13 protein-coding genes are annotated in these 22086 nt (G+C 31.7%); 3 read left to right on the forward strand and 10 right to left on the reverse strand.

Features of this window, described 5'->3' with window-relative positions; all coding sequences use genetic code 11:
* Nucleotides 1–11 precede the first annotated feature (11 nt).
* Entirely contained in the window at nucleotides 12–602 is a 591-nt protein-coding gene (locus NH341_RS00225) for an alkylphosphonate utilization protein (RefSeq protein ID WP_047790290.1), read from the reverse strand.
* Between the two features lie 52 nt (nucleotides 603–654).
* Between NH341_RS00225 and NH341_RS00230 the strand changes: the two genes are divergently transcribed.
* A complete protein-coding gene (locus NH341_RS00230; RefSeq protein WP_073182593.1) occupies nucleotides 655–1158 on the forward strand; it encodes a GNAT family N-acetyltransferase in 504 nt (167 codons plus the stop codon).
* On the opposite strand, the gene rimM is transcribed toward NH341_RS00230, so the two are convergent.
* The 3 genes from rimM to NH341_RS00245 all read right to left on the reverse strand — a co-directional run bounded on the left by rimM (nucleotide 1155) and on the right by NH341_RS00245 (nucleotide 2565).
* Complete coding sequence (rimM, locus tag NH341_RS00235) at nucleotides 1155–1682, reverse strand: ribosome maturation factor RimM (RefSeq protein ID WP_159612995.1); 528 nt, start codon at nucleotides 1680–1682, stop codon at nucleotides 1155–1157. The genes NH341_RS00230 and rimM overlap by 4 nt on opposite strands.
* Before the next feature lie 16 nt (nucleotides 1683–1698).
* The gene (locus NH341_RS00240) at nucleotides 1699–2202 is read right to left on the reverse strand and encodes a 30S ribosomal protein S16 (protein ID WP_047790292.1); all 504 of its coding nucleotides are present in this window, start codon (nucleotides 2200–2202) and stop codon (nucleotides 1699–1701) included.
* 171 nt (nucleotides 2203–2373) lie between these two features.
* A complete protein-coding gene (locus NH341_RS00245) occupies nucleotides 2374–2565 on the reverse strand; it encodes a cold-shock protein (protein ID WP_028891302.1) in 192 nt (63 codons plus the stop codon).
* Nucleotides 2566–2805: 240 nt separating this feature from the next.
* Here NH341_RS00245 and dnaE point away from each other — a divergent pair, with 240 nt between their 5' ends.
* The gene (gene dnaE / locus NH341_RS00250) at nucleotides 2806–7179 is read left to right on the forward strand and encodes a DNA polymerase III subunit alpha (protein WP_253055388.1); all 4374 of its coding nucleotides are present in this window, start codon (nucleotides 2806–2808) and stop codon (nucleotides 7177–7179) included.
* Between the two features lie 8 nt (nucleotides 7180–7187).
* The gene (locus NH341_RS00255) at nucleotides 7188–7544 is read left to right on the forward strand and encodes a hypothetical protein (RefSeq protein ID WP_253055389.1); all 357 of its coding nucleotides are present in this window, start codon (nucleotides 7188–7190) and stop codon (nucleotides 7542–7544) included.
* Nucleotides 7545–7548: 4 nt separating this feature from the next.
* On the opposite strand, the gene NH341_RS00260 is transcribed toward NH341_RS00255, so the two are convergent.
* From NH341_RS00260 to NH341_RS00285, 6 genes are read right to left on the reverse strand one after another with little or no spacing between them, the layout of a single operon-like run.
* Nucleotides 7549–8370: a hypothetical protein gene (locus NH341_RS00260; RefSeq protein WP_253055390.1), complete on the reverse strand. Its 822-nt coding sequence runs from the start codon at nucleotides 8368–8370 to the stop codon at nucleotides 7549–7551.
* 11 nt (nucleotides 8371–8381) lie between these two features.
* Nucleotides 8382–9722, reverse strand: a complete 1341-nt coding sequence (locus NH341_RS00265) for an ATP-binding protein (protein ID WP_253055391.1) — start codon at nucleotides 9720–9722, stop codon at nucleotides 8382–8384.
* A 12-nt stretch (nucleotides 9723–9734) separates the two neighbouring features.
* On the reverse strand, nucleotides 9735–13958 hold the full coding sequence (locus NH341_RS00270) for a DNA/RNA non-specific endonuclease (RefSeq protein WP_253055392.1): 4224 nt from the start codon (nucleotides 13956–13958) through the stop codon (nucleotides 9735–9737).
* A gap of 12 nt (nucleotides 13959–13970) precedes the next feature.
* Nucleotides 13971–15062 carry a DUF4157 domain-containing protein gene (locus NH341_RS00275; protein ID WP_253055393.1) on the reverse strand — a complete coding sequence of 364 codons (1092 nt, stop codon included), beginning with the start codon at nucleotides 15060–15062 and terminating at the stop codon, nucleotides 13971–13973.
* Between the two features lie 24 nt (nucleotides 15063–15086).
* Nucleotides 15087–16949 (reverse strand): contractile injection system tape measure protein, encoded by a 1863-nt coding sequence (locus NH341_RS00280; protein WP_253055394.1) that lies wholly within the window; start codon nucleotides 16947–16949, stop codon nucleotides 15087–15089.
* Complete coding sequence (locus tag NH341_RS00285; protein ID WP_253055395.1) at nucleotides 16949–22054, reverse strand: Ig domain-containing protein; 5106 nt, start codon at nucleotides 22052–22054, stop codon at nucleotides 16949–16951. The genes NH341_RS00280 and NH341_RS00285 overlap by 1 nt, the downstream gene beginning before the upstream one ends.
* Nucleotides 22055–22086: the final 32 nt, after the last annotated feature.

Consider the following 22086-nt stretch of genomic DNA (forward strand, 5'->3'; position numbering starts at 1 on the left):
AATATAAAAAACTATTCCTTTTCAGCCATTTTTTTTACATAATCGGTAATAATCACAATAGTTTGTGCTCCCACTTTACCTTCAATATATTTAGCATTTTCAGGATCTAACGAAATTCTACGTACAGCAGTTCCTTGCTTTGCTACCATGCTAGAACCTTTTACTTTTAAATCTTTAATCAACACAACATTATCTCCTGCTTGTAAAATAGCTCCGTTTACATCTCTATGAATTATTTTTTCACTTTCATCTAAATGCTCACCTGTAGCTTCTGCAAAACGTAACTCTTCATCTTCTAAATACATCATATCTAACAAATCTTGTGACCATCCATCTTTTTTGACACGGTGTAACATTCTCCAAGCCACAACTTTCACTGCTCTAAACTCACTCCACATACTATCATTTAAACAACGCCAGTGATTAGCGTCTGTAGCTTCTGAGTTTTCAATTTGCTCAATACAAGTACTACAAGCCAACAAACTCCCATCAACTCCTCCTGTTGAAATTGGTGGTACTTCATAAATTGACAAATCGCTTTTTGATCCGCATAATTCACATTGATTTCCGCTTCTATCTTGTAATTCTTGTAATAAACTCATTTTATTCTTTTTTTGCTTCGCAAAAGTACATTTTTAATTATATATTTAGGCTATGTTATTAGAAAGCGAACGACTAATTATTAAGGAAGCTCTAGTGAGCGATGCACCTTTTTATTTTCAACTATTTAATGATCCTGATTGGATTCAATTTATAGGAGATAAAAATTTAAAATCTATTGAAGAAACCCGTATCTACCTAAAGGATACTTTGTTTAAAAACTCTAAATTAAATGGACTTGGTTTTTTCACGGTTATTTCAAAAGAAACCAACAAACCCATTGGAGCCTCTACAGCATTGCAAAGAGACAAGTTAGATTTTATTGATATTGGGTACGCATTTCTACCAGAAGGAAGAGGTAAAGGATATGCAACAGAGGCTACAAAACTAATTATTGAATACGTCCGTACTAAATTCAAACAAGACAAAGTATTAGCTTTGACGATGCCAAAAAATGAAAAATCTCAAAAACTATTAAAAAACCTAGGTTTTGAGTTTATTGGGATGCAACAAGTTTTTGAAGACGGAGAAGATTGTGTATTTGAGTATGTTTTTTAACTCAAATACAAATCAATTAACCCTTCTGGTGTTTTAACTTCAATAGTTTTAGCATCTCTATCTACTTTCTTAATAAAGTCATCAATCATAGGAATGAAAATCTCTTTTCCGTCTCTATCAATTTCAAATAAAGGTTGAGCTGAAGAGTCATTAATACTTACTATATTTCCTACCTCACCAAAAGAAGTATCAACAACCTTAAAACCTATCACTTCATGATAATAAAATTTATCTCCAGAAAGTTTAGGAAGCATATCTAATGGCAGGTAAACTTCAGAACGTAAAATAGCTTCGGCATCTGCCTCCGTATCAACATCCTCAAACTTCACTCTAAACATAGTTCCTTTACTCAGGGAAGATTTTTCAATAAAAAAAGGAATCAGATTATTGCCTAAATCGACAAAAACTGATTCCAAATTTTCGTAAAGATCGGGTTCATCAGTATCTAACTTAATAACTACCTCACCCTTAAAACTATGTTTTTTAACGATTTTGCCAAGATAAAAGCAATCTTCTTTTTGCATCATCGTAGTACAGTTTTTATTCTTCGCTATCAGCACCTGATTCAGCAGCAGCATCCTCGCTATCTTCTACAGCAGGAGTTGCAGCAGCTATACGTGCTTCGTTTACAGCTTTTTCAGCTTCTAAAGCTTTTGCTTTAGCGTCAGCTTCAGCTTTTGCTAAACCTTCTGTTTTACCAGCAACTTTAGCTGCTTTTTCTTCTAACCAAGCAGTAAATTTAGCTTCTGCTTGCTCTTCAGTTAAAGCACCTTTCTTAACTCCACCAGCTAAGTGATTCTTTAATAAAGCTCCTTTATAAGATAAAATTGCTCTAGCAGTATCAGTTGGTTGAGCTCCATTTTGTAACCACTTTACAGCTCCGTCAACATCTAAATCGATAGTTGCAGGATTAGTATTTGGATTGTAAGTTCCGATTTTTTCTAAGAAACGACCGTCTCTTTTAGCTCTTGAATCAGCAGCTACTACCCAATAAAATGGTTTTCCTTTTTTACCGTGTCTTTGTAATCTAATTTTTACAGGCATAATTTTAATTTTTAAGGTTCGCGACCTTGGTTATTAATAAATCTTATTATCTCGTAATAAGTGGGCGCAAAATTATAAAATATTTTTCAATTAAAAGTAAAAAAACAACTTTATCACAATAAAAAAGAGCCTGTTAAACAGACTCTTAAGAAAAATAAATTGTGAGGTATATTATAATACTCTAACGCTAACTGCGTTTAATCCTTTTTTTCCTTCTTTAAGTTCAAACTCAACAGTATCACCTTCTCTAATCTCATCGATTAAACCTGATACGTGTACAAAATGTTCTGTGTTTGATCCTGACTCTGTAATAAATCCAAAACCTTTAGATTCATTGAAGAACTTTACTGTTCCTTCTTTCATTGTAAAAAATATTATATTAAAGTACAAATGTAATCTTATTAATTGATTATCAATCACTTTTTTTTATTTTTATTTTAAAATTAACCTACACTTAACATCTATTCACTGATTACAATCAGCTATTCAAGCCTTTACATTAAGTAAAAACGCTCGTTAATAACTTCTCTTAATAACAATATAAATTCTTCGTATTTTTACACTTTGTTTTATCCAAAACACTTCAATAAGTAATTTTTGCCCATGTATTTAATTTTCGATACCGAAACTACTGGATTACCTAAAAGCTGGAATGCTCCAATAACCGATACCGACAACTGGCCTAGAGCTATACAAATTGCATGGCAATTACATGATGAATTAGGAAATTTAATTGAACATAACGATTTCTTAATACAACCTGACGGATTCAACATTCCGTACGATGCAGAACGTATTCACGGAATCTCTACTGATTTAGCTATTGAGCAAGGAATTCAGTTGAGTGAAGGGTTAGAACTATTCAAGAACGCATTACAAAAAACAAAGTTTATTGTTGGTCAAAATGTTGGTTTTGATGTCAACATTATGGGGTGTGAGTTTCATCGTTTAGGTGTTGAAAACAATTTAACAGAATTACCTGTTTTGGATACTTGTACCGAGCATACGGCACAATTATGTCAAATTCCTGGTGGTCGTGGAGGAAAGTTTAAACTTCCAACTCTTACCGAATTACACAATCATTTATTCGGAACAGGTTTTGGAGAAGCACATAACGCTACTGCCGATGTAGAAGCAACTACAAGATGTTTCTTAGAATTAATTCGTTTACGTCAGTATACAGAAGAACAGTTAGACGTTCCTTCTGATTATTTTCAACGTTATACAGAAGCAAATCCGAACCCAATACAGGTAATCGGACTTAAGCACTTAAACCTTAAAAAGGAAAGTGAAAAAATTCGCAAAAGAAAGTCATCTGAAACTGAAGAAGCTAATACAATTTCTACCGCAGAAGGATTAGCAGAACTTGAAGGTGTTAAATTTGCTCATTTACATAACCATACACAGTATTCTGTTTTACAATCTACCATTCAAATTGGTAACATAGTAAATGCCGCTGCTAAAGATAATATGTCTGCAGTTGCCATGACCGATACGGGTAACATGATGGCTGCATTCCATTTTGTACAAGCTGTTATAGGACATAACAAAGCTGCTGAAGCGGCTAATAAAGAAGCCTTAGAAAAAGGAGAAGAACCTACACAAAGTGTTTTAAAACCTATCGTAGGTTGTGAGTTTAATGTTTGTGAAGACCATACCAATAAAAGTCAAAAAGACAATGGATATCAAGTCGTTTTACTTGCTAAAAATAAAAAGGGATACCACAATTTAGCAAAAATGTCTTCCATTGCTTTCGTGGATGGTTTTTACTATGTTCCAAGAATCGACAAAAAAGTTATTGAGCAATACAAAGAAGATGTAATTGTATTAACAGGAAATTTATATGGTGAAGTTCCTAGTAAAATATTAAATGTAGGTGAAGCTCAAGCAGAAGAAGCTTTACTTTGGTGGAAAGAACAATTCGGAGAAGATTTATATATCGAATTGATGCGTCACGGACAAGAAGATGAAAGAGTTGTGAACGAAACTCTACTTTCATTCTCTAAAAAGCATGATATTAAAATTGTTGCTACGAACAATACTTTTTACTTAGATAAAGAAGACGCCAATGCTCACGATATTTTATTGTGTGTAAAAGATGGTGAAAAACAAGCTACTCCTAAAGGTCGAGGAAGAGGCTATCGTTATGGTTTACCTAACGACGAATACTACTTTAAATCTACTGAAGAGATGAAAAAACTCTTTGCTGATTTACCTGAGGCTATTATTAACATTCAAGAAATTGTAGATAAAATAGAACCTTTTGGTTTAGCTCGTGATGTATTATTACCTGCTTTTGATATTCCAGAAGAGTTTAGAGATGAAAAAGATCTTGAAGATGGAGGAAAAAGAGGTGAAAATAATTTTTTACGTCATTTAACCTATGAAGGAGCCAAAAAACGTTATGGAGAAATTACCGATAAAATCCGAGAACGTTTAGATTTTGAGCTTGATGTAATTGCTAAAACAGGATATCCTGGATATTTCTTGATTGTAGAAGATTTTATTCGAGAAGCCCGAAACATGGATGTATCAGTAGGTCCAGGACGTGGTTCTGCAGCTGGTTCGGTAGTTGCTTATTGTTTGTGGATTACTAATATAGATCCTATCCAGTACGACTTACTTTTTGAGCGTTTCTTAAACCCTGAACGTGTATCGATGCCCGATATTGATATCGACTTTGACGATGAAGGTCGTAGCCGCGTAATGGATTATGTAATTGAAAAATATGGTGCTAACCAAGTAGCACAAATTATTACCTATGGTACCATGGCAGCTAAATCATCTGTACGTGATACCGCTCGTGTACTTGACTTACCTCTATTTGAAGCCGATAGAATTGCCAAGTTAATTCCAGGAATGAAATTGAAAAAAATCTTTTCTTTAGATGAGAAAGGATTAAAAGAAAAGCTTCGTTCTGAAGAAATAGAAATGGTAAATGAGCTAAAAGCTATTGCTAATGGTAGTGGGTTAGAAGCTGAAACCATTAATAAAGCGCGAATTTTAGAAGGTTCAGTTCGTAATACTGGAATTCATGCTTGTGGGGTAATTATTACTCCTGATGATATTACCAAATTCGTACCGGTATCTGTTGCCAAAGATTCCGACATGTATGTTACCCAGTTTGACAATTCGGTAGTAGAAAGTGCAGGATTATTAAAAATGGATTTTTTGGGGTTAAAAACATTAACCCTAATCAAGGATACGGTAAAAATTGTAAAAGCACGTCATGGTGTAGAGCTTGACCCTGAAAATTTCCCTATTGATGATGAGGAAACTTATGCACTTTTCCAACGTGGAGAAACCGTAGGTATATTCCAATACGAATCTCCTGGAATGCAAAAGTACATGCGTGAGTTAAAACCTACGGTTTTTGCTGACTTAATTGCAATGAACGCTCTGTATCGTCCTGGTCCTTTAGAATATATTCCTTCTTTTATTAGAAGAAAACATGGGGACGAGGAAATTCAGTACGACCTTCCTGCAATGGAAGAATATTTAGCAGAGACCTACGGAATTACAGTATATCAGGAGCAAGTAATGTTACTTTCGCAAAAGTTAGCTGATTTTACCAAAGGTGAAGCCGATGTACTTCGTAAAGCAATGGGTAAAAAGCAAGCTGCGGTACTAGCGAAAATGAAACCTAAGTTTGTGAATCAAGCAAAGGCCAATGGTCATGATGAAAAAGCCTTGGAGAAAATTTGGAAGGACTGGGAAGCTTTTGCATCCTATGCCTTTAACAAATCGCACTCTACTTGTTATGCTTGGATTGCTTATCAAACTGCTTATTTAAAAGCCCACTATCCTGCTGAATACATGGCAGCAGTACTTTCCAACAACATGAACGACATTAAAACGGTTTCGTTTTTTATGGAAGAATGTAAACGCATGGGGTTAGAGGTATTGGGTCCAGATGTAAATGAATCGTATGCTAAATTTTCTGTAAATAAAGATGGCGCTGTTCGTTTTGGTATGGCGGCAATTAAAGGTGTTGGTGGTTCTGCTGTAAAAGCAATTATTGATGAACGTAAAGAAAATGGACATTACACTTCTATTTTTGATGTAGCCAAACGTGTTGATTTACGTGTTGCTAACAAAAAAGCTTTTGAAGGTTTAGTATTAGCTGGTGGTTTTGATTCCTTCACAAATACTCACAGAGCTCAGTATTATGTGAAAGATGAAAAAGGACAAACTTTTTTAGAAAAGGCTATTCGCTTTGGAAATAAGTTTCAAGAAAATCAGAATTCATCTCAGGTATCTTTATTTGGAGAAGCTTCGGATGTTGATTTACCTGAACCTTTAATTCCTGAGTGTGAAACTTGGGGAACTATGGAATTGTTAGCTCGTGAAAAGGAAGTCGTTGGAATGTATATTTCTGCACATCCACTTGATGATTTTAAAAACGAACTAAAGTTCTGCAACGCTTCTCTAGCACATTTTAAAAACATCGCTCAATATGAAGGTTTAGGACTTTCTTTTGCTGGAATTGTTACTGATGTACAGCATCGTGTATCAAAAGCAGGTAAAGGATGGGCTGCTTTTACAATGGAAGATTATAACGATAGTTTTGAATTCCGAATTTTTGGTGAAGATTATTTAAAGTTTAAACACTTTTTGGTTCCAAATTCATTCCTATATATCAAAACTACGATTAAACCTGGTTGGACTAATAAAGAAGGTGTGAAAGGTGAACCTAGAGTTGGATTTAATGAGTTTTTACTATTACACGATATTATGGATAAAATGTGTAAAAAACTCACCATAAAAATTCCTCTACAAGAAGTAAAAGACAACACTATAAAAGAACTACAACACTTGTTTGCTACTAACAAAGGCTCACAAAGTTTGTATTTTACCATTTGGGATGCCGAAGAAAAAATAGAGTTAAATTTACCTAGTAGAACAACTAAAATTAAAGTGTCTAGTGAGTTTTTAAAAGCATTAGACGAACAGTTTATAAATTATAAGTTGAATTAATAACCAAAATGCTACCTAGTTATCAAAACAGTATCGACCTATTAACAAATGTAGCTAACCAAAAGTTATATAAACAACTTATAGTTCAACTTAACAAAGATTTTAGTCTAACTGGATTTGATTTAGATTTTTCTGCAAATAGCACCCCTTCTGAGTTAAAAGAGCAACTTCAAAAATCAGTAAAGGAATTAATTTTACATGATTTTAATTTTTATACAAATCTTTTATACCGTATAGATGTTTCTGAAAAAGGCACACAAAATATCGAGTCAACAGATATTAATGTATACACCGAATGTCTTACTTTTTTGATTTTAAAAAGAGTTTGGAAAAAGGTTTGGTTTAAAAATCAGTTTACCAAATAAAGCTTTAGGCTGTAATTTCTTCTATAATAGCATCCAAATTATGATTTTCTTCAAAACCGCCCAACCATGTTGCTGTTTCTTCGTGATTTAAAAAACTATTGAGTGCTTCTCGAACTGCTATTTTGTTTTGTTGCGGTAAATTTTCAATTACTTCTGTTAAGTTACTTAGTAAGTGTTTAGGAGAAATATTTTCTTCATATAACTTGAATGCAATTTTTCCTGTTACATCTAAAAACTTTATATAGTTTGCTTTTGTAGTTATAGGTGTATTAATTCCTAATCTTTCAAAAACTTCTTTTACTACTCCTGAAGTTTGTCTTCCCAAAATACCGTCTACCAAAATTTCTTCTTTATATATATGCTTTAAAACTAATTGTAAATACAGTGTTTCTGATTTTGAGGTTTCATTATAATCAACAGGTACACTCGTATCAACATGCCAATGATCTTTATGGTTTGGGTAATAATAGTTTAATACAATACCGAAGTGCTTTCTTAAAAAGGACTCTATTCCAAGATATAACTCTTTTTGATGAATAAAATTAGTTGTAACTAAGGTTTCATTACTCCAAAAAACAGCATCTAAATCAAATGCTTTTCCGTGACTATGCTGCCCTGGCTTATCAACAAAAATTCCTGCAGTTGTAATTACTTCAGGTATCCCTAGAGGACAATGCTCAAAAACTTCTTGAAGTGCATTTTCTAAAATACTTAAGAAACTTTCATCAATTGAAAAATTACGTTGTTCTCCTCTTGTTCCATAAGGGTGATTCGTTAATCTGGCATAATGTAGAGGAATACCATTTATATTATTGATTGTTTTCATTATTTCTCTTTTTAAAGTTTGATATTAATTGTTTTTCCTTCTTTTGTATATTCCCTCTTAATACCTTCTATTAAATATTGTTTTTGTATTGTTTCTTTCTTATTAGCAATAGTTTGTAAACATGCATATTGAATAATGTTCACTATATTAGAACCTGTTAAACTAAATTTCTTAGCTAACTCTTCTACGCTTACAGTATCTTCTAATTCAACGTTATCTGGCAAGTTATTTTCCCATAACATTAATCTTTCTGTATAACCAGGAGCTTCAAATTCTATAATATTATTAAAACGTCTGGTAAAAGCTGTATCAATATTGTTTTTAAAGTTTGAAGCCAAAATAATTAGTTCTGGATGCGACTCTATTCGCTGTAATAAATAAGAGACTTCTTGGTTAGCATATTTATCATGAGCATCTCTTACATTTGTTCTTTTACCAAAAATTGAATCGGCTTCATCAAAAAATAAAATCCAATCTTGGTTAATGGATTTATCAAATAATTTGGACAAGTTTTTTTCTGTTTCTCCTATGAATTTTGAAACAACCATTGACAAGTCTACTCTGTAAACATCTTTACCTGTATATTTTCCAAGTAAACTAGCTGTTAGTGTTTTTCCTGTTCCTGGAATTCCACAAAACAAAACTCTATATCCGGGTTTTATTTTTGTTTTCATTCCCCAATCATTTAAAAGTATCTCTTTATATGCTAACCAGTTTTCTATTTCTTTAACATCGTTCAATGTTTTTTCTTGTAATACTAAATCTTCCCACTCTAAATCTGTAGTAATTAAACTTGCAGGAAAATCTTGACTCATTTGTGGTTTTAATTCTTTCCCTGTTAAAAACAAGTGTACATATTCCTCTGCCAAAATTAGCTTACCACTCATTAAAGGCTCTTCTTCAAGTTGCTTTTCAATTCTCAACACCTTATCTCTAAACAATTTACTTTCACTTAAAATAAATTGTAAACCTCTTTCTCTTGAAGCAAAATCATTACCTCCTAAAATATAAAGGGCTGTTTCACCTGTAGGTATAATTCCTCTATGATTTTTCCCTTTTACTCCTCCAAACTCTGGAAACTCACCTCCTTGTGGCAAAAACTCACTAATGATATTGTTTAAAAAATTTGGAAACATGTGAGGTACAAAAGCCAATAGTAATAGAATAACATCTTCAGTTACTAGATTTTTATCATTCATAAAAGCAATCACAGGAGAGGGTACTCCATTATAGTTTAATTCAAAATTTGGTTGCTTATACCCATTAAATTCACTATCAATTCTATTGGTAATAAAATCTTGCAGTACTTTAAATACTCCTATTTTATTTATTTGATCTACCTCTATGTACATAATTACCTTATTTTATAATTTCTTTTTTTTCGTTCCGTCATTAGCAAATTTTGCTTTATAATTTTCTATAGATGCATCATAGCCTTGATCGGCCCCAATAGATAGCTCTGTACCTTCTCCATTTTTAGAAAAATCACTTCCTAGTTTTTTGTATTTGTCTTTATCGTATCGCTTGTCTTTTTTCATTTCTACACCAATTGTTTGTAGATTATCTCCTTCTACCTCTGTATCGTCTTTAGAAGCAATTCCCTTTGATTTGTATGTAGTATTTAAAAACTGACCTGGTAAGTTATCAATATCCATAGTCATAGCTTGTTGTAAAGCCTTTGTCAAAGTGCTTTTCGCCTTTGCTTTAATTTTCTCATCTACCTTTTTCTTCCCTTTATTGTCTTTACCGAATTCAGTATCTAAAACTCCTTTTAGTTGATTATTAACATTTACATCATCCTTTATTTTTGCAGTAACTTCCATATTAAAGTTTGTTCCTCTAGATTTGAAGAAAGAGGCCAACTTATTCTCAACATGCGCCATTTCTTTTTGATTATACATTGGTGATGATGGATAAATATTCATTGCCGAATTAACTCCTGAACCTCCAAATTGATCTCCAATAATATGAGCATTATCAAATCCTGGAGTACCATCTTTTCCTGCTGATCCTCCATCCCATTTTCCTCTTCCAATTCCATCTGGCTTACTTGACAAATTGAATCCTTTTACTTTTCTAGTTTGTACTTTGTCTGAAATACCTTTTATAGCCTCATCAAAAGTGATATTTATCTCAAATGTTGGACTATCTTCTCCTGCTTTTGCTTCCTTTGCGTCTCCAGCTCTTTTTGTCTTATATTCGGCTGTATATACTCCATTCTTTTCCGTTAATTCCATTTCATCTGGAATAAAGTTTCCATGTGCTGGTTTGTAAGACTTGGATTTTCCTTTTTTTAAGACTCCTTCTTCAGCTCCATCACTTTCAATGTATATATTAGGATATGAACCAAATCCTTTTCCTGTTCTAAACTTATAGCTAGAATTTCTCTTATCAAGAATATAAACTTGTTTCTTGTCTATTTTATTAATATCTGTTTTTAATGCTTTGGTAAAAGACTCTAATGGAATACCTTCTTTATCTACCACCTTTTTATTTAAGTATTGATCTAGCAACGGTAAATTATCCTTTTCATCTCCTTTTGCTTGTACCTTACCAATAGTATCATTAGGTGCTATTTTAATTTTAATATCTACATCGTTATCTTCTTTATCTTTAGCTAATGCATTAAACTTTATATCTAAATTTATCCCTTTTTTTAATTGTGGTTGGTATTTATTTTCTAGGGTTTTAGCTTCTTTCTTTTTTCTTGTATAAAACTTATCAAACGGTTCTCCTTTTTTTGCTTTTTCTCCTAATTTCTTTTCTATCTTACCTACAATCTTTTTATGTTTCGCTTTATCTTTTGCTGTTAATTTTGCTGGTTTTTGCTTTTTATTATCATCTTTTATCTTTTTTGCATGCCCTTTTTTGGGTTTCTTTTTCCCTAAAATCTTATTAAAGATTTTTTTAGCTTTTTTAATAACTTTATTAATGGCTTTGTCAATTTTCTTTCTAACTTTTTTAATTATTTTTTGGATTTTTCCGGTGAGTCCTGTTACTCCAACCAAAGCAGCTAAAAAACCTATTAATACTGGTATTGCTTTGGCTAAAGCAGTTTCGATACCTTTTGCTACAGCTTTAACATTTCCTTCTGCTAGCGCTTTAATACTATTTATAAATGCTGTAACTAATTCAAAAATTTGTGCCGCCCTTTCAACAAAAAACTTTACAATATCTATAATCATCATCGCAGCTTTTACAAAAGCTCCTGCTGGACTTAACAAACCCATAACCCATTTTATACCCGCTTCAATAACTTTGGTGATTATCATATCTCGAATAGCATCCATAACCATTTCTTTGAGATTACTGAACTGTTCTTTTATATACTCCCAGAGCCCCATTACACCATCTTTTCTAACTATCTGAAAAATTTCAACAGCTTTTTCCATACCAGCAACTACGGGTTCTCCTAATAACTTTACCGCTTTACTCCTAAAATAATCCCATGTCAATCCTAACATTTGAGTTACTAAGCTGAATATTCCTGAAAGACTAAATAAATTATCTGGTAAAGTAATACCCACATTACCTAGTGAACCTGTAAGCCATTCTATTACTCCCTTAATCATGTGTTTTTTGATATTGTTTCCAAAATCAACAAAACCTTGTTTAACCCCTTGTATTAGATTGCTTAAAAACCCTATTGGGTCAGAAATTATAGCTCCTATTGCACTTACAGCTGCTGCTAGTAGATTAAGCAGCATATCCTTTATTTTTAAAATAGTTTTTATAACACCAGCTAATGCATTTAACGCAGCACCAATCCAACCGGCACTTACGCTTTCTTTTATTTCATTAAACTTTTCTTGTAAACTATCAACATTTTCTTTGTATGACTGTGCTAAATCAGCCGCTAATTCTTCCTGTTTTTCATAAACAGTATCTTCTAAATCTGCATACTGGTCATTAAAATCACTATAAGCATCTTCCGCTAATTTCTTTTGCGACTCGTCTAAACTGTCAAATTTCTCTTTTGATTTTTTCTTTCCTTCTGCAATAGCATCTAAAGCTCCATTCAATCCATCAGCTATGATAATTGAAATATCATCAAGAACCGAGTTCATTTTACTGATAAACTTTGCTTTTTCAACTCTAAATAATTTATCTATAGCTTCCGTATCTTCACCAAAAATCCAATCATCTATTACTGTCCATCCATAAATTTCGCCTAAGCCATCTTCAACATTTTCTTCAAAGGTTTTTTGAGCGCTCTCTGCTTCTTCACTAAACTTTTTATCTACATCTTCTGAGAGCTTCTCTAAACTTTCTGTAACTGTCTTTTTTGTCTCTTCATAAATTGCTTCAAATTCAGCGTATATTTTTTCTTGCTCTGTTTTATCATTTGTCTTATTCTCCGTTTGATTAGCTAAAACATTATTCTCTGACAATACTTTAGCTGCTTGCATTTGATCTAACCCCTCTTTACTATTTACAGCCGCTGTTTTTTGAGCTACTCCTAACTGAACTTGTTCTTTTTTTCTATACTTTACTGGCGCTAACTTTGCTTCGGTTTGGGCATTGTTCTTTTCTTCTAAAGCTCCTGTAAATTTAGGTTCATTAGATTTTGCTAATTGTTCATCCGTTACCTTATTTTCAGCCATATAATCGTCTAATGACTGACTTTCTTTTTCCATTGAGATCTCTTGAGATGTCTTAGGTTTTGGAATTGCTGCTTTAGCATTTAATGGTTTTGGAGTATTCCCTGGATTTGTAGGAGGTAATGGAACAGCTTCTACTGTTAGTTGTCCTGAAGCAGGAGCTGGTTTATCTGCCTCAGATTTCATTGGTCCTGCTAACTTATCGCTTTCAGCTGTAACTTGACCTGATATATTTTCCTTTATGCCTTGAATAGGCTTCTCATCTCTAAACTCTTGTGCTTCTTCTGAATTTTTAGGAAGTTGTTTTTCTAAATCATCTAAATTCTTTTCTAAAAGTTTTTTAAACGATTCTGGTGTAAATGGCTCTCTCTTTTTTTCTTCTTCAGAGGTTACTGATAATGAATCTGCATGTGCTTGCTGATCGTTTTTAGCTGATTGTACAGCTGCTGATGGGTGACCTGCTTGCTGCTGTTCACCTACCTTAGCTTCTGGATCTGGATGTTGTGATTTTTCTTCTTTTACCTTTTCTGTTTTTTTTATTTGTTGTTGAAAAGCGGGATCATCTTCTGGCCTTGTTGGTGCTTTTGGTATTTTCTTTTCTTTAACTACTCCTTCTTCTTTTTCTTTTTTTCTTTCTTTAGCTTCCTTTTTTACTTGAGTAGTAGTATTACTTTTCGGTTCTGTCACAGAAGCGCTTGCTTCTTTAGTACTATTCTTTAAACCATTAAAAGATTGTTTGTCTATTCCTTTTTTGAGAGCCTCAACTTTATCTCCTCCTTCATTTTTTTCAACTTTTTCTTTTTCAGAAACTTCTAAAACCGATGCTTTTTGAGTTACTGACTCTTCTTTTTTGGTTGAAAGGCTATCTCCTTTTTTTATTTTTTTAGGTTTAATCACCTTCATTTCTGGCTTAATAAAAGGTGATGCTTCCTTACTTTTTAAAGAAGGATTAGAAGGTTTTGCTATATTTTGTTTTCCTCTAAACATTACTTATTGTCTTTACTGCCAAATACGGTAGTTTGCATCAAGCTTTAAATGAGATCTTGAATAGATTTTTATGTAATAGCTATCTCCTGGTGTAACACTAGCTATAGAAAAATTTAAAGTCCCAGGTATGTTAGGACCTAATCTTTTACTTCCTATGCGAGTATCCCATATCATACCACATTTATATACTTGCACACTAAAATCTTCTGGTCCTATACTCCCTGATCTATTATAACTTACTGAAACCTCCCCTTTAAGAGCTGAACTACTCGATGGCTTAAACGTTTCTGAATAACACGTATGAATAAAACCACTTCTACAGCTTCCTCTATGAGGTAGTGAGTGGGTTGGTGAACATTCAGGATCAGAAAGTTTTTGAATTTTCTTCTGCACCATTCCTTTTTGTTGAATTGTATGTGTTAACTCGTGTGCTAACAAATGCTTTCCTTCTTTGGAGTTTGGATTGTATTTTCCTTTATTAAAATAGATATCGTTTCCATGCGTAAATGCTTGTGCACCTATTTCTTGATTCATTTGAGCAGCCTCTGAGTTGTTATGGATATTTACACGGCTAAAATCGGCTCCAAAACCTGACTCCATTTCACTTCGTGTTTGTGCATCCATTTTTTGACCTCCTTTTCCTCTTTTTAACTTACTTTCAAAAGAAGGTTTATTTTTTGTTGAAGTAGATTTTTCCGTCTTTGACTGCACAGCTTCCTCTTCTTCTTGCTTTTGTACTTTCTCTTCTTTTTCACAATCATCGCACTTCGATTGTACTGTTTCTTCCTCTTCCTTGCTTTGCACCGCTTCCTCCTCCTCCATCTTTTGAATAGGTTGCTCATCTTCAGCAGTTTCCATTTTTTGTACTAAAGGTGTTACTTCAGAAGCCAATCGTTTTCGTTGAATTTCTTCTTCATTTTCTTTTTTTTGTATTGAATTAGCTTCATTATTATTTCCTACAACTTTATCAGCCATATTATCTGCTTCAACTTCATATTGATCTCCTTTTCTTCCAAATGCTAGCTTCGGCTGAATAAACAAATCCTTTTTTTTATCTTTTGCTTGAACGTTATTAGCTTCTGGTTTTTTATCTCTTTTAAACATGACTTTTAAAGTTTTAGTTATATTTTACCAATTCGTAAAGATTAATTCCTTCATCCAAGGAAGTTTACATAAGCTTAAATTCCATGGTAATTTGGTATCTAATAAAATATCTTGTGTTTTTCTTTCAACTGTTAGATTAGGGTTGTCTTTAGTTAAATCTAGTTTTCCTTCTCTTTGTAAATACTCATTACGCAATAGATCGTTTGAAGAGTTTTTTAAAACCGCCCAATTTTGAAGTACTGCTCTTAACAATTCCTCTGACTTTTCTTTAAGTTCATCACTCAATACTATATTTCTTTCAATAGAACTTTGTATGGGTAGGTTGCACAAAAACTTTTCAAAAATTAAATTGTTTTCAAACTGTTGTTCTTTTTTAGTTGCTACATAATGTAGTAAGTGAACTGCTTCATTAGGTTTGATAATTTTGTTCTCATTGTCTAGAAAACCACATGATTTAAAAAACTGTTTTAAAAAGGGATGTAATAGGATTAGTCCTGCATTTTTTATAAGATGTGATGTAGGTTCGCTTATAACTTCTTTTTTGCTTGAAAAAGTGTTTTTTAACGCTTCTTGATGTCTCCTTTTATATTCAGCTCTCTTTCGGTCTTCAGTAATTTTCTCCGTTTTTAAGTTTACTTCTTTATTTTCATAAAGATTCTTACTTTTCGCTTGCATTTTTATTCTTAATTCTTCTTTTACTTCTTTACTTTTCTCTTTTGATGATGTTTGCTTCTTTAAGGTTTCTTTTTTGTTTTTATTCTCTTTTTCTTCAACTGAAATAGGTAATTTAAGACTGTTTATTTCTTTATTTTTAAATGTTAATTTTTCATCTACAATTTTATTCTTCTCTAGATTTTCTTCCTTAATTATATCTTGACCATGGTTGGTAACTTCAAAGTCTATTTTATTTGATTGAATGGTATTTACTTCTTTATCTTTTTTATGATTTTTATCAAACCCTTCAGAAACTTCTATATTTCCTTCTTTTAGCTTTTGATGTTTTTTATCAACATTTTTAAGTTTATTTTTATCAATTTTAATCCCAAGCTCTTTTAGTTTTTTAACATTAATTTGATTTTTAAATATTGTGCTTTCCAAAATCAATTCTCCTAAAAAAAACATTAACTCTTCTGTATAATCCTTTAGAAATGTTGTTCTTTTTAATATTATTATTTCTTCTAGAATTTCATCTACTATTCTTGAAAAATCATTATTAATTGTTGCTTTAATAAAAAACTCCCATACGCTGTTTTTTATCTCATGATTCTTAAAATCAAACTTTTTAATTGTTGATAGGAAAGCCTCATATCCTTCTGGTTTACTGAAAACTCCTAGGAATAATATTTGTAATTCTTCAGTCTTAAACTGTTGAATCAATCTATTCTGTTGAACTTGATCTCTTAATGATTTTAAAAAGCGCTCTTCAAAAAATTGACTTTCTGTTATTTCAAACAACATCTTTTTTGTAAAACTTTTCTCTTCTTTTTGATTCCACCAAGCTGTTGTACCGTGTTGCAAAAAGTGAAAAAAAGTATCTGATTTAGATTCTGTTGTAGTAACCTTTTTTATAGTTACTTTGTGCAATTCTGGTGCTTTAAAAATTGCTTTTAGCTTTGTTATAAGTTGTTCTTTTATTTCTCTCTTTGTGCTGCTATCGTTTATAGATGTATTGCTATTAGATATATTAACCTCAATATTTAAATTTTCTATTTGTTGAATGTTTGCTTCATACTCTATTTCTTGAGAGTTAAAATATTTTTCTATTTCTGGAAATACTTCTTTCTGTAAAAAGTTTTCGATAGTATTTTTACACTCTTCTGCTACTTTTTTACTTTTCGTATTTACCTCAACAAATGCTTTTTGTATGGTATGTTCTAGGGCAGTCATTATGCGGTTTGTATTAAGTTTTCTTTTATAAACTTAGATATGTATTCGGCTTGAATTTCTACTGAACATTTTCTTAAAAACTCTAATAAAGCTTCTTCTTTTTTTATTTGTCCTTCCGTAAACCCTGTGTTAATTTCAATTAACAAATCTTGAAGGTCTTGTTTGATTTCATCTGACTCTAAAACTGTTTGCTTTTGACAATGAAGTATATTAAAGAATAATCTTGCCTGTGCTTTATAATATTTTACAAGTAACGCTCTATTATCAGCGTTCTGTAAAGAAAGTATCCACGTATTATTTAATAAATCTAAAAACAGTTCAGTTAATTGATTGTTGTTTTTTCCTGTTAAATAAGAATTGCTTTTATCGTCTATTATTTTTATATATATATCATTTGTAGGAACTACTACAGTCATGTTAACCTTACTTCCAACAATTCCATCATTCATACTAAATTTATTCGATTTATAGTAATTGTCAATTGCTCCTTTTGTTATTTCCTCACAGGTTTTATCTTGTATTTTTTCTATTTCTATAACTTCTGTTGTTGTATGCTCTCCGCACTTACTTACTACCGTTAAAGAGACTTTTACTGAATCTCCATCAAAATTGCTCAGGTCTTCTGTTATTGTTGTTCTTTTTATTTGAGGTTCTCTTTCAACTCCATTAATTACCCAAACATACTCGTCTCCCTTTTCTGAAGTATTTGTTAATGATACTATTCTAGTTTTTGAATCAAAACTATGTGTAAAACTTGCTTGTGGTGTTGCTGTAAGGTTAATTGTTTGTGTTACAAATGTTCCTACAATACCAATACTTACAGTTCCTGAATTAGTTAGTCCAGAATTAGCTGGTACAAACTCCCATGATTTTATTTCTTCATTAAACTTTACATTTCCACCTGTAAGTTGTACTCCTTCAATTTTTGGTCTTACTTCAACAGGATAAGGCTCTTTATCACTTAAACAAAAAGTGGTTGGTATGTTTATTGTAAACTCTGGAAATGCAATAGTCTTTGTAAACTTTGCAGTTGAGAAACAGCCATTACCATCAGTAATTGTAAGTGTTACTGTATATGTATTTTCTATTCCTTCTTTAACTAATAATTTAGGATTAAAAAGTTCAGCTCCCGACTCAATACCATTTACACTCCAATTGAATTTTAACCCTTCTGGTTTTACTCCTTCTGGAAGGATAGCTTCGAAAGCTGCTTCATAAAATAATTGTCCATCTTTCCATATAAATCTCGATTCACTTCGTTCTGAAATACTTATTTGCTTAACTTCATGAATCGTGATTCTTGCATTGGTTGTTTGCCCATCTTCTAAAAACTCAATTATTTGACCATAATTTTCAAAAACTGCTACATCAACAACTAGTTCATTGTTTTCAATCGTTACTCCATTTATGGCTCCATCTGCAATGGTTATTGTTCCATTAACATTCGTAAATGGAATTCTTGCTGTTTTTTCTTTAGTAAAATCGATACAATATAATGGTTGAATAGCTAATTCAGATGGTGTTAGTGTATCAAATTTTATTGGATTTACAGGTATTTCTTTCGAACATGGTCCTAATGAAATTTTCAATCCTGGTTGTATCTCATTGTTTATATCATCAATTGGTAATTCATAATTATAAAAAACTTTATTATTTATAGGTGTACGTTCCACTCTGGTACCATCTCCCATAAAGTCCCAAGAGTACTTGACGTTATTAAAGAAATTAGCATTTACAAAATCAGTGTCTTTCCAATGTAACACGTAGGTTACTCTTGCTTTCGATTTATTCTCATTATATTCAATAGGTTGTTCTACTTCAACTAATAACTCTAACGCTGGATATACAATAAGTTCACAATCTGTAGGCTCATCATTAACCATAAATTTAATTGGTTTACCTAATAAACTTTTATCTATTTTAGTTACATCAATTTTCCATCTTTTATCTTCTTCATCTAAATAAACTCCTGACTCCACACCTTCAGGCACATTTGCTTTTACTTCTCCATCTAATGGTCTTACAGTAAATAGTAAAGAGTCAATTTCTATATCTTTTTTCAAACAAATAGTACTTACTGGCAAGCTTAAAAATGGTGGTTCTTTAGGAATTATGAAATTCACTGGAGCACAATCCGAGCAACACATATATGGTAGCGAAAAGTCTGCTACAACCGTGTTTTTTAACGTTTCGTTTTCACGAATTACTTCGTTTTCGTCGAAATACAATCGCTTGTTGGTTTCTAAAACAACAGGATTATATAACTGTAAAAAGTATTTGTTTTTAGGTACTAAATGGTCTTTAATAGTAATACGAATTCCTACAGAACCATCTTCGTTTATAACTGTTTCTTCAGCTTTTAGAGTTTTAGACATTCCTGTTTGAATCCAAATCCCATTTAAAAAAGCTGAAAAATTACTAACTGTTTCTGCTAATGTTTCACCTACAAGCACTATATTGTTACTAATATATCTTGCATGTGCTGTTTTGAAATAATTCGCATCTACAAATGAAAACTCTATAGTTGAACTTTTATCCCATAGCTTTATTATTCCTCCATTTTTATAACTAATCTCATCTTTACTGAAAGCTAAATCTTTCGAGTTTATAAACTTATTTGTAATGTCTGATTCTTTATCTGAAGTTACTGGTTGATTTTTAAATACGATGTTTAGCACTACATCATCAAACGTGTTTTTATCTACTGCATTTTCGGTAACGTATACCATTACAAAAGTTCCTCCTGGAATAACTCCTGCTTTATGTTCAAGACCTGGATGTTGTTTTACAAATTCTGAAAGTTGTATTCTTTCTAGAATCTTTTTCTTTCTTTTTTCTATTTCTAAAAATAGTGTTTCTAACTTTTTTCCTGAACAACAAACAATAGATAATTGGTTAATTAATAAACCTAAAATTTGTTTGGTTGAAACTTCCAATGAGGTACTGTTGTACTTTGCTTGTAGGTTTTTTACTTTCTTACAAAGCTCTGCTATTGTCAGTTTATAACTTGTTAGCACAAGACTATCTATATCTCTTATATTTAATGGTATTTTTGTGTCTAAAATATACGTATGAACTAAGGTTTCTGTAAGGTCTGTTAATATAAAATCACTAAGTGTTGGTTCTTCTTTCCAAACTTCTTTTTCTTTTATCGCCTCGGTTTCTTTATTCAATTCAACAATAATATCACTTGCGGATCCTTCTTTATTTTTACCTATTACACGATCTATTAAATAGCCTATTGAGTCTTCCTCTTTCGTCAAGTTTTCTTTTACAATATTTTCTTTCTCCAAAAACTTATTATATTCTTTGGTTCCAATATTATACTTATACGCAAAATCTTCCTTAGTACTTACCTCTTTAGAAAGCAAATCCATTCTACTGATGTATTCTTTTACTAATGGAGTTTTTTCTTTTATAGGTTCTTTTTCTAAAACACTTATTTTGTCTTTATAATTAACTACACTATCCACTACTATGTTAACCTTTGGATTGGTTAATTTAAACGCTGAAAATGTTTTACTTACTTCTGATAAAATGCAATTTTGTTCTGCTCTCCATGCGTTTAACAACATTTTTAAATCTTCAAACTCACATTCATAATTATTAATGTTGATGTTTTGTTTCGTAGTATTGATGGAAAGTGTTTTCACATCAAAATTTAATCCGTATTTTTTTTTATCGTCCAAAATTTTCTCTAGTGCTTCGCGATACATTTTTCCTTGATGCCCTTCAATTCTATAAAAATCATTGTTATCAATGTTGTAGGATAATGGGTTTTGAATTGCTTCTGATTTTTTAAGATTCTCTTTTTGATAGCTTAAATTTTGGTTGTCTCTATAATTTTTTGTTTTATTAAAATCCCAATTCTTTAAAAACTGTGAAGAAACGTCGTAATAAAAAGGAATTGCTTTGTCGCTTAAAGGAGTATATGCTTTTGATGGGGTTATTACCACATCTTCTGATTTTGTTTTTCCTATATAATTACTCGAAATAGCAATTGCTCTATTAATTAACAACTGTATTTTTTGAAGGTTTTCATTTTCATGACCTACAATAGTTGATTTATAAAGTCGGTGACGTAATTCTGGATATGCTGTTTCTTTTTCCAACTTTCCTAACATTACATGCTTTGGAAAAGCTCCTATATTTGGACAACAGTTTACATTAATATGAAGTAAAAGTTCTTTAATTTCATTATACGTATCTACCAAATCTTTGATAACATCGTACCTGTATTGAAAATCTAATGGAATAGCAAACGGACTATAATTAAATAATGCTTTTATTTTAGTAGTTATTGATGGTTTTTGAAATTTTGAGAATATCGTATCAAAACCATCAATTAAATCTACACTTATACTTTTGTCTCTAATTACACTATCAAACTGAGCTTTTAATTCTGAAAATGTTTTGGTGTTTTTCTCATTTAACAACACTCTTTTTGCTTTTACAACAGGTAACTCATCATTAATTTTATACCAATTGTGTTTTAAAAAAATAGTGTCTTTTGATGCTATAGCTTCTAAGTCTTCAATACTTATAAGTAATACTCGTAGCTTATTAATCTGCTCGACACCTTGATTATCACATGTTAGTTTATTACATAATACATCTTCGTTTGGATATTGTTCGAGATACAATAAAACAGCCATTTTTTGTATCTCTGGAAACTCAATTAAAGGGGTATGCGACTCATTTTCTTCACTATGTAATTCCCATAAATTATATTGCTTTTTTTGAGTATTTCTAAAACGCTCGTATTTGCCATCGGTATCCTCAAATTTTTTGTAGAATGAAAACTTTTTTGATTTTATGTTTTCTTTTATTAAATCAAAAAACTGAATTAAATCTCCATCAGTAGTTACTGCTACTCCTTGAGTGATTTCAATACTCGACACCGCTGTTTTATCTATAGTAAATTTTGGAGTTACCTGAAACCCACAGGCTATTCCAACACCACTTAAGCCTAGTCTCGACAAACGGTTTTGATCTTCAAAATAGTCGATAAATGTATTGAGTTGTGTTTCTGTTAACACTTGATTAGCATTAAACTTACTATATTCAGTTGTAATTTCTCTTAGTTTCAGGTTAGTCGTTTCCATACGTATTATGTTTTGGCTGTGTTAATAAATAA

Origin of the sequence: Tenacibaculum sp. XPcli2-G (assembly GCF_024124505.1) — a bacterium.
Lineage (GTDB): Bacteria > Bacteroidota > Bacteroidia > Flavobacteriales > Flavobacteriaceae > Polaribacter > Polaribacter mesophilus.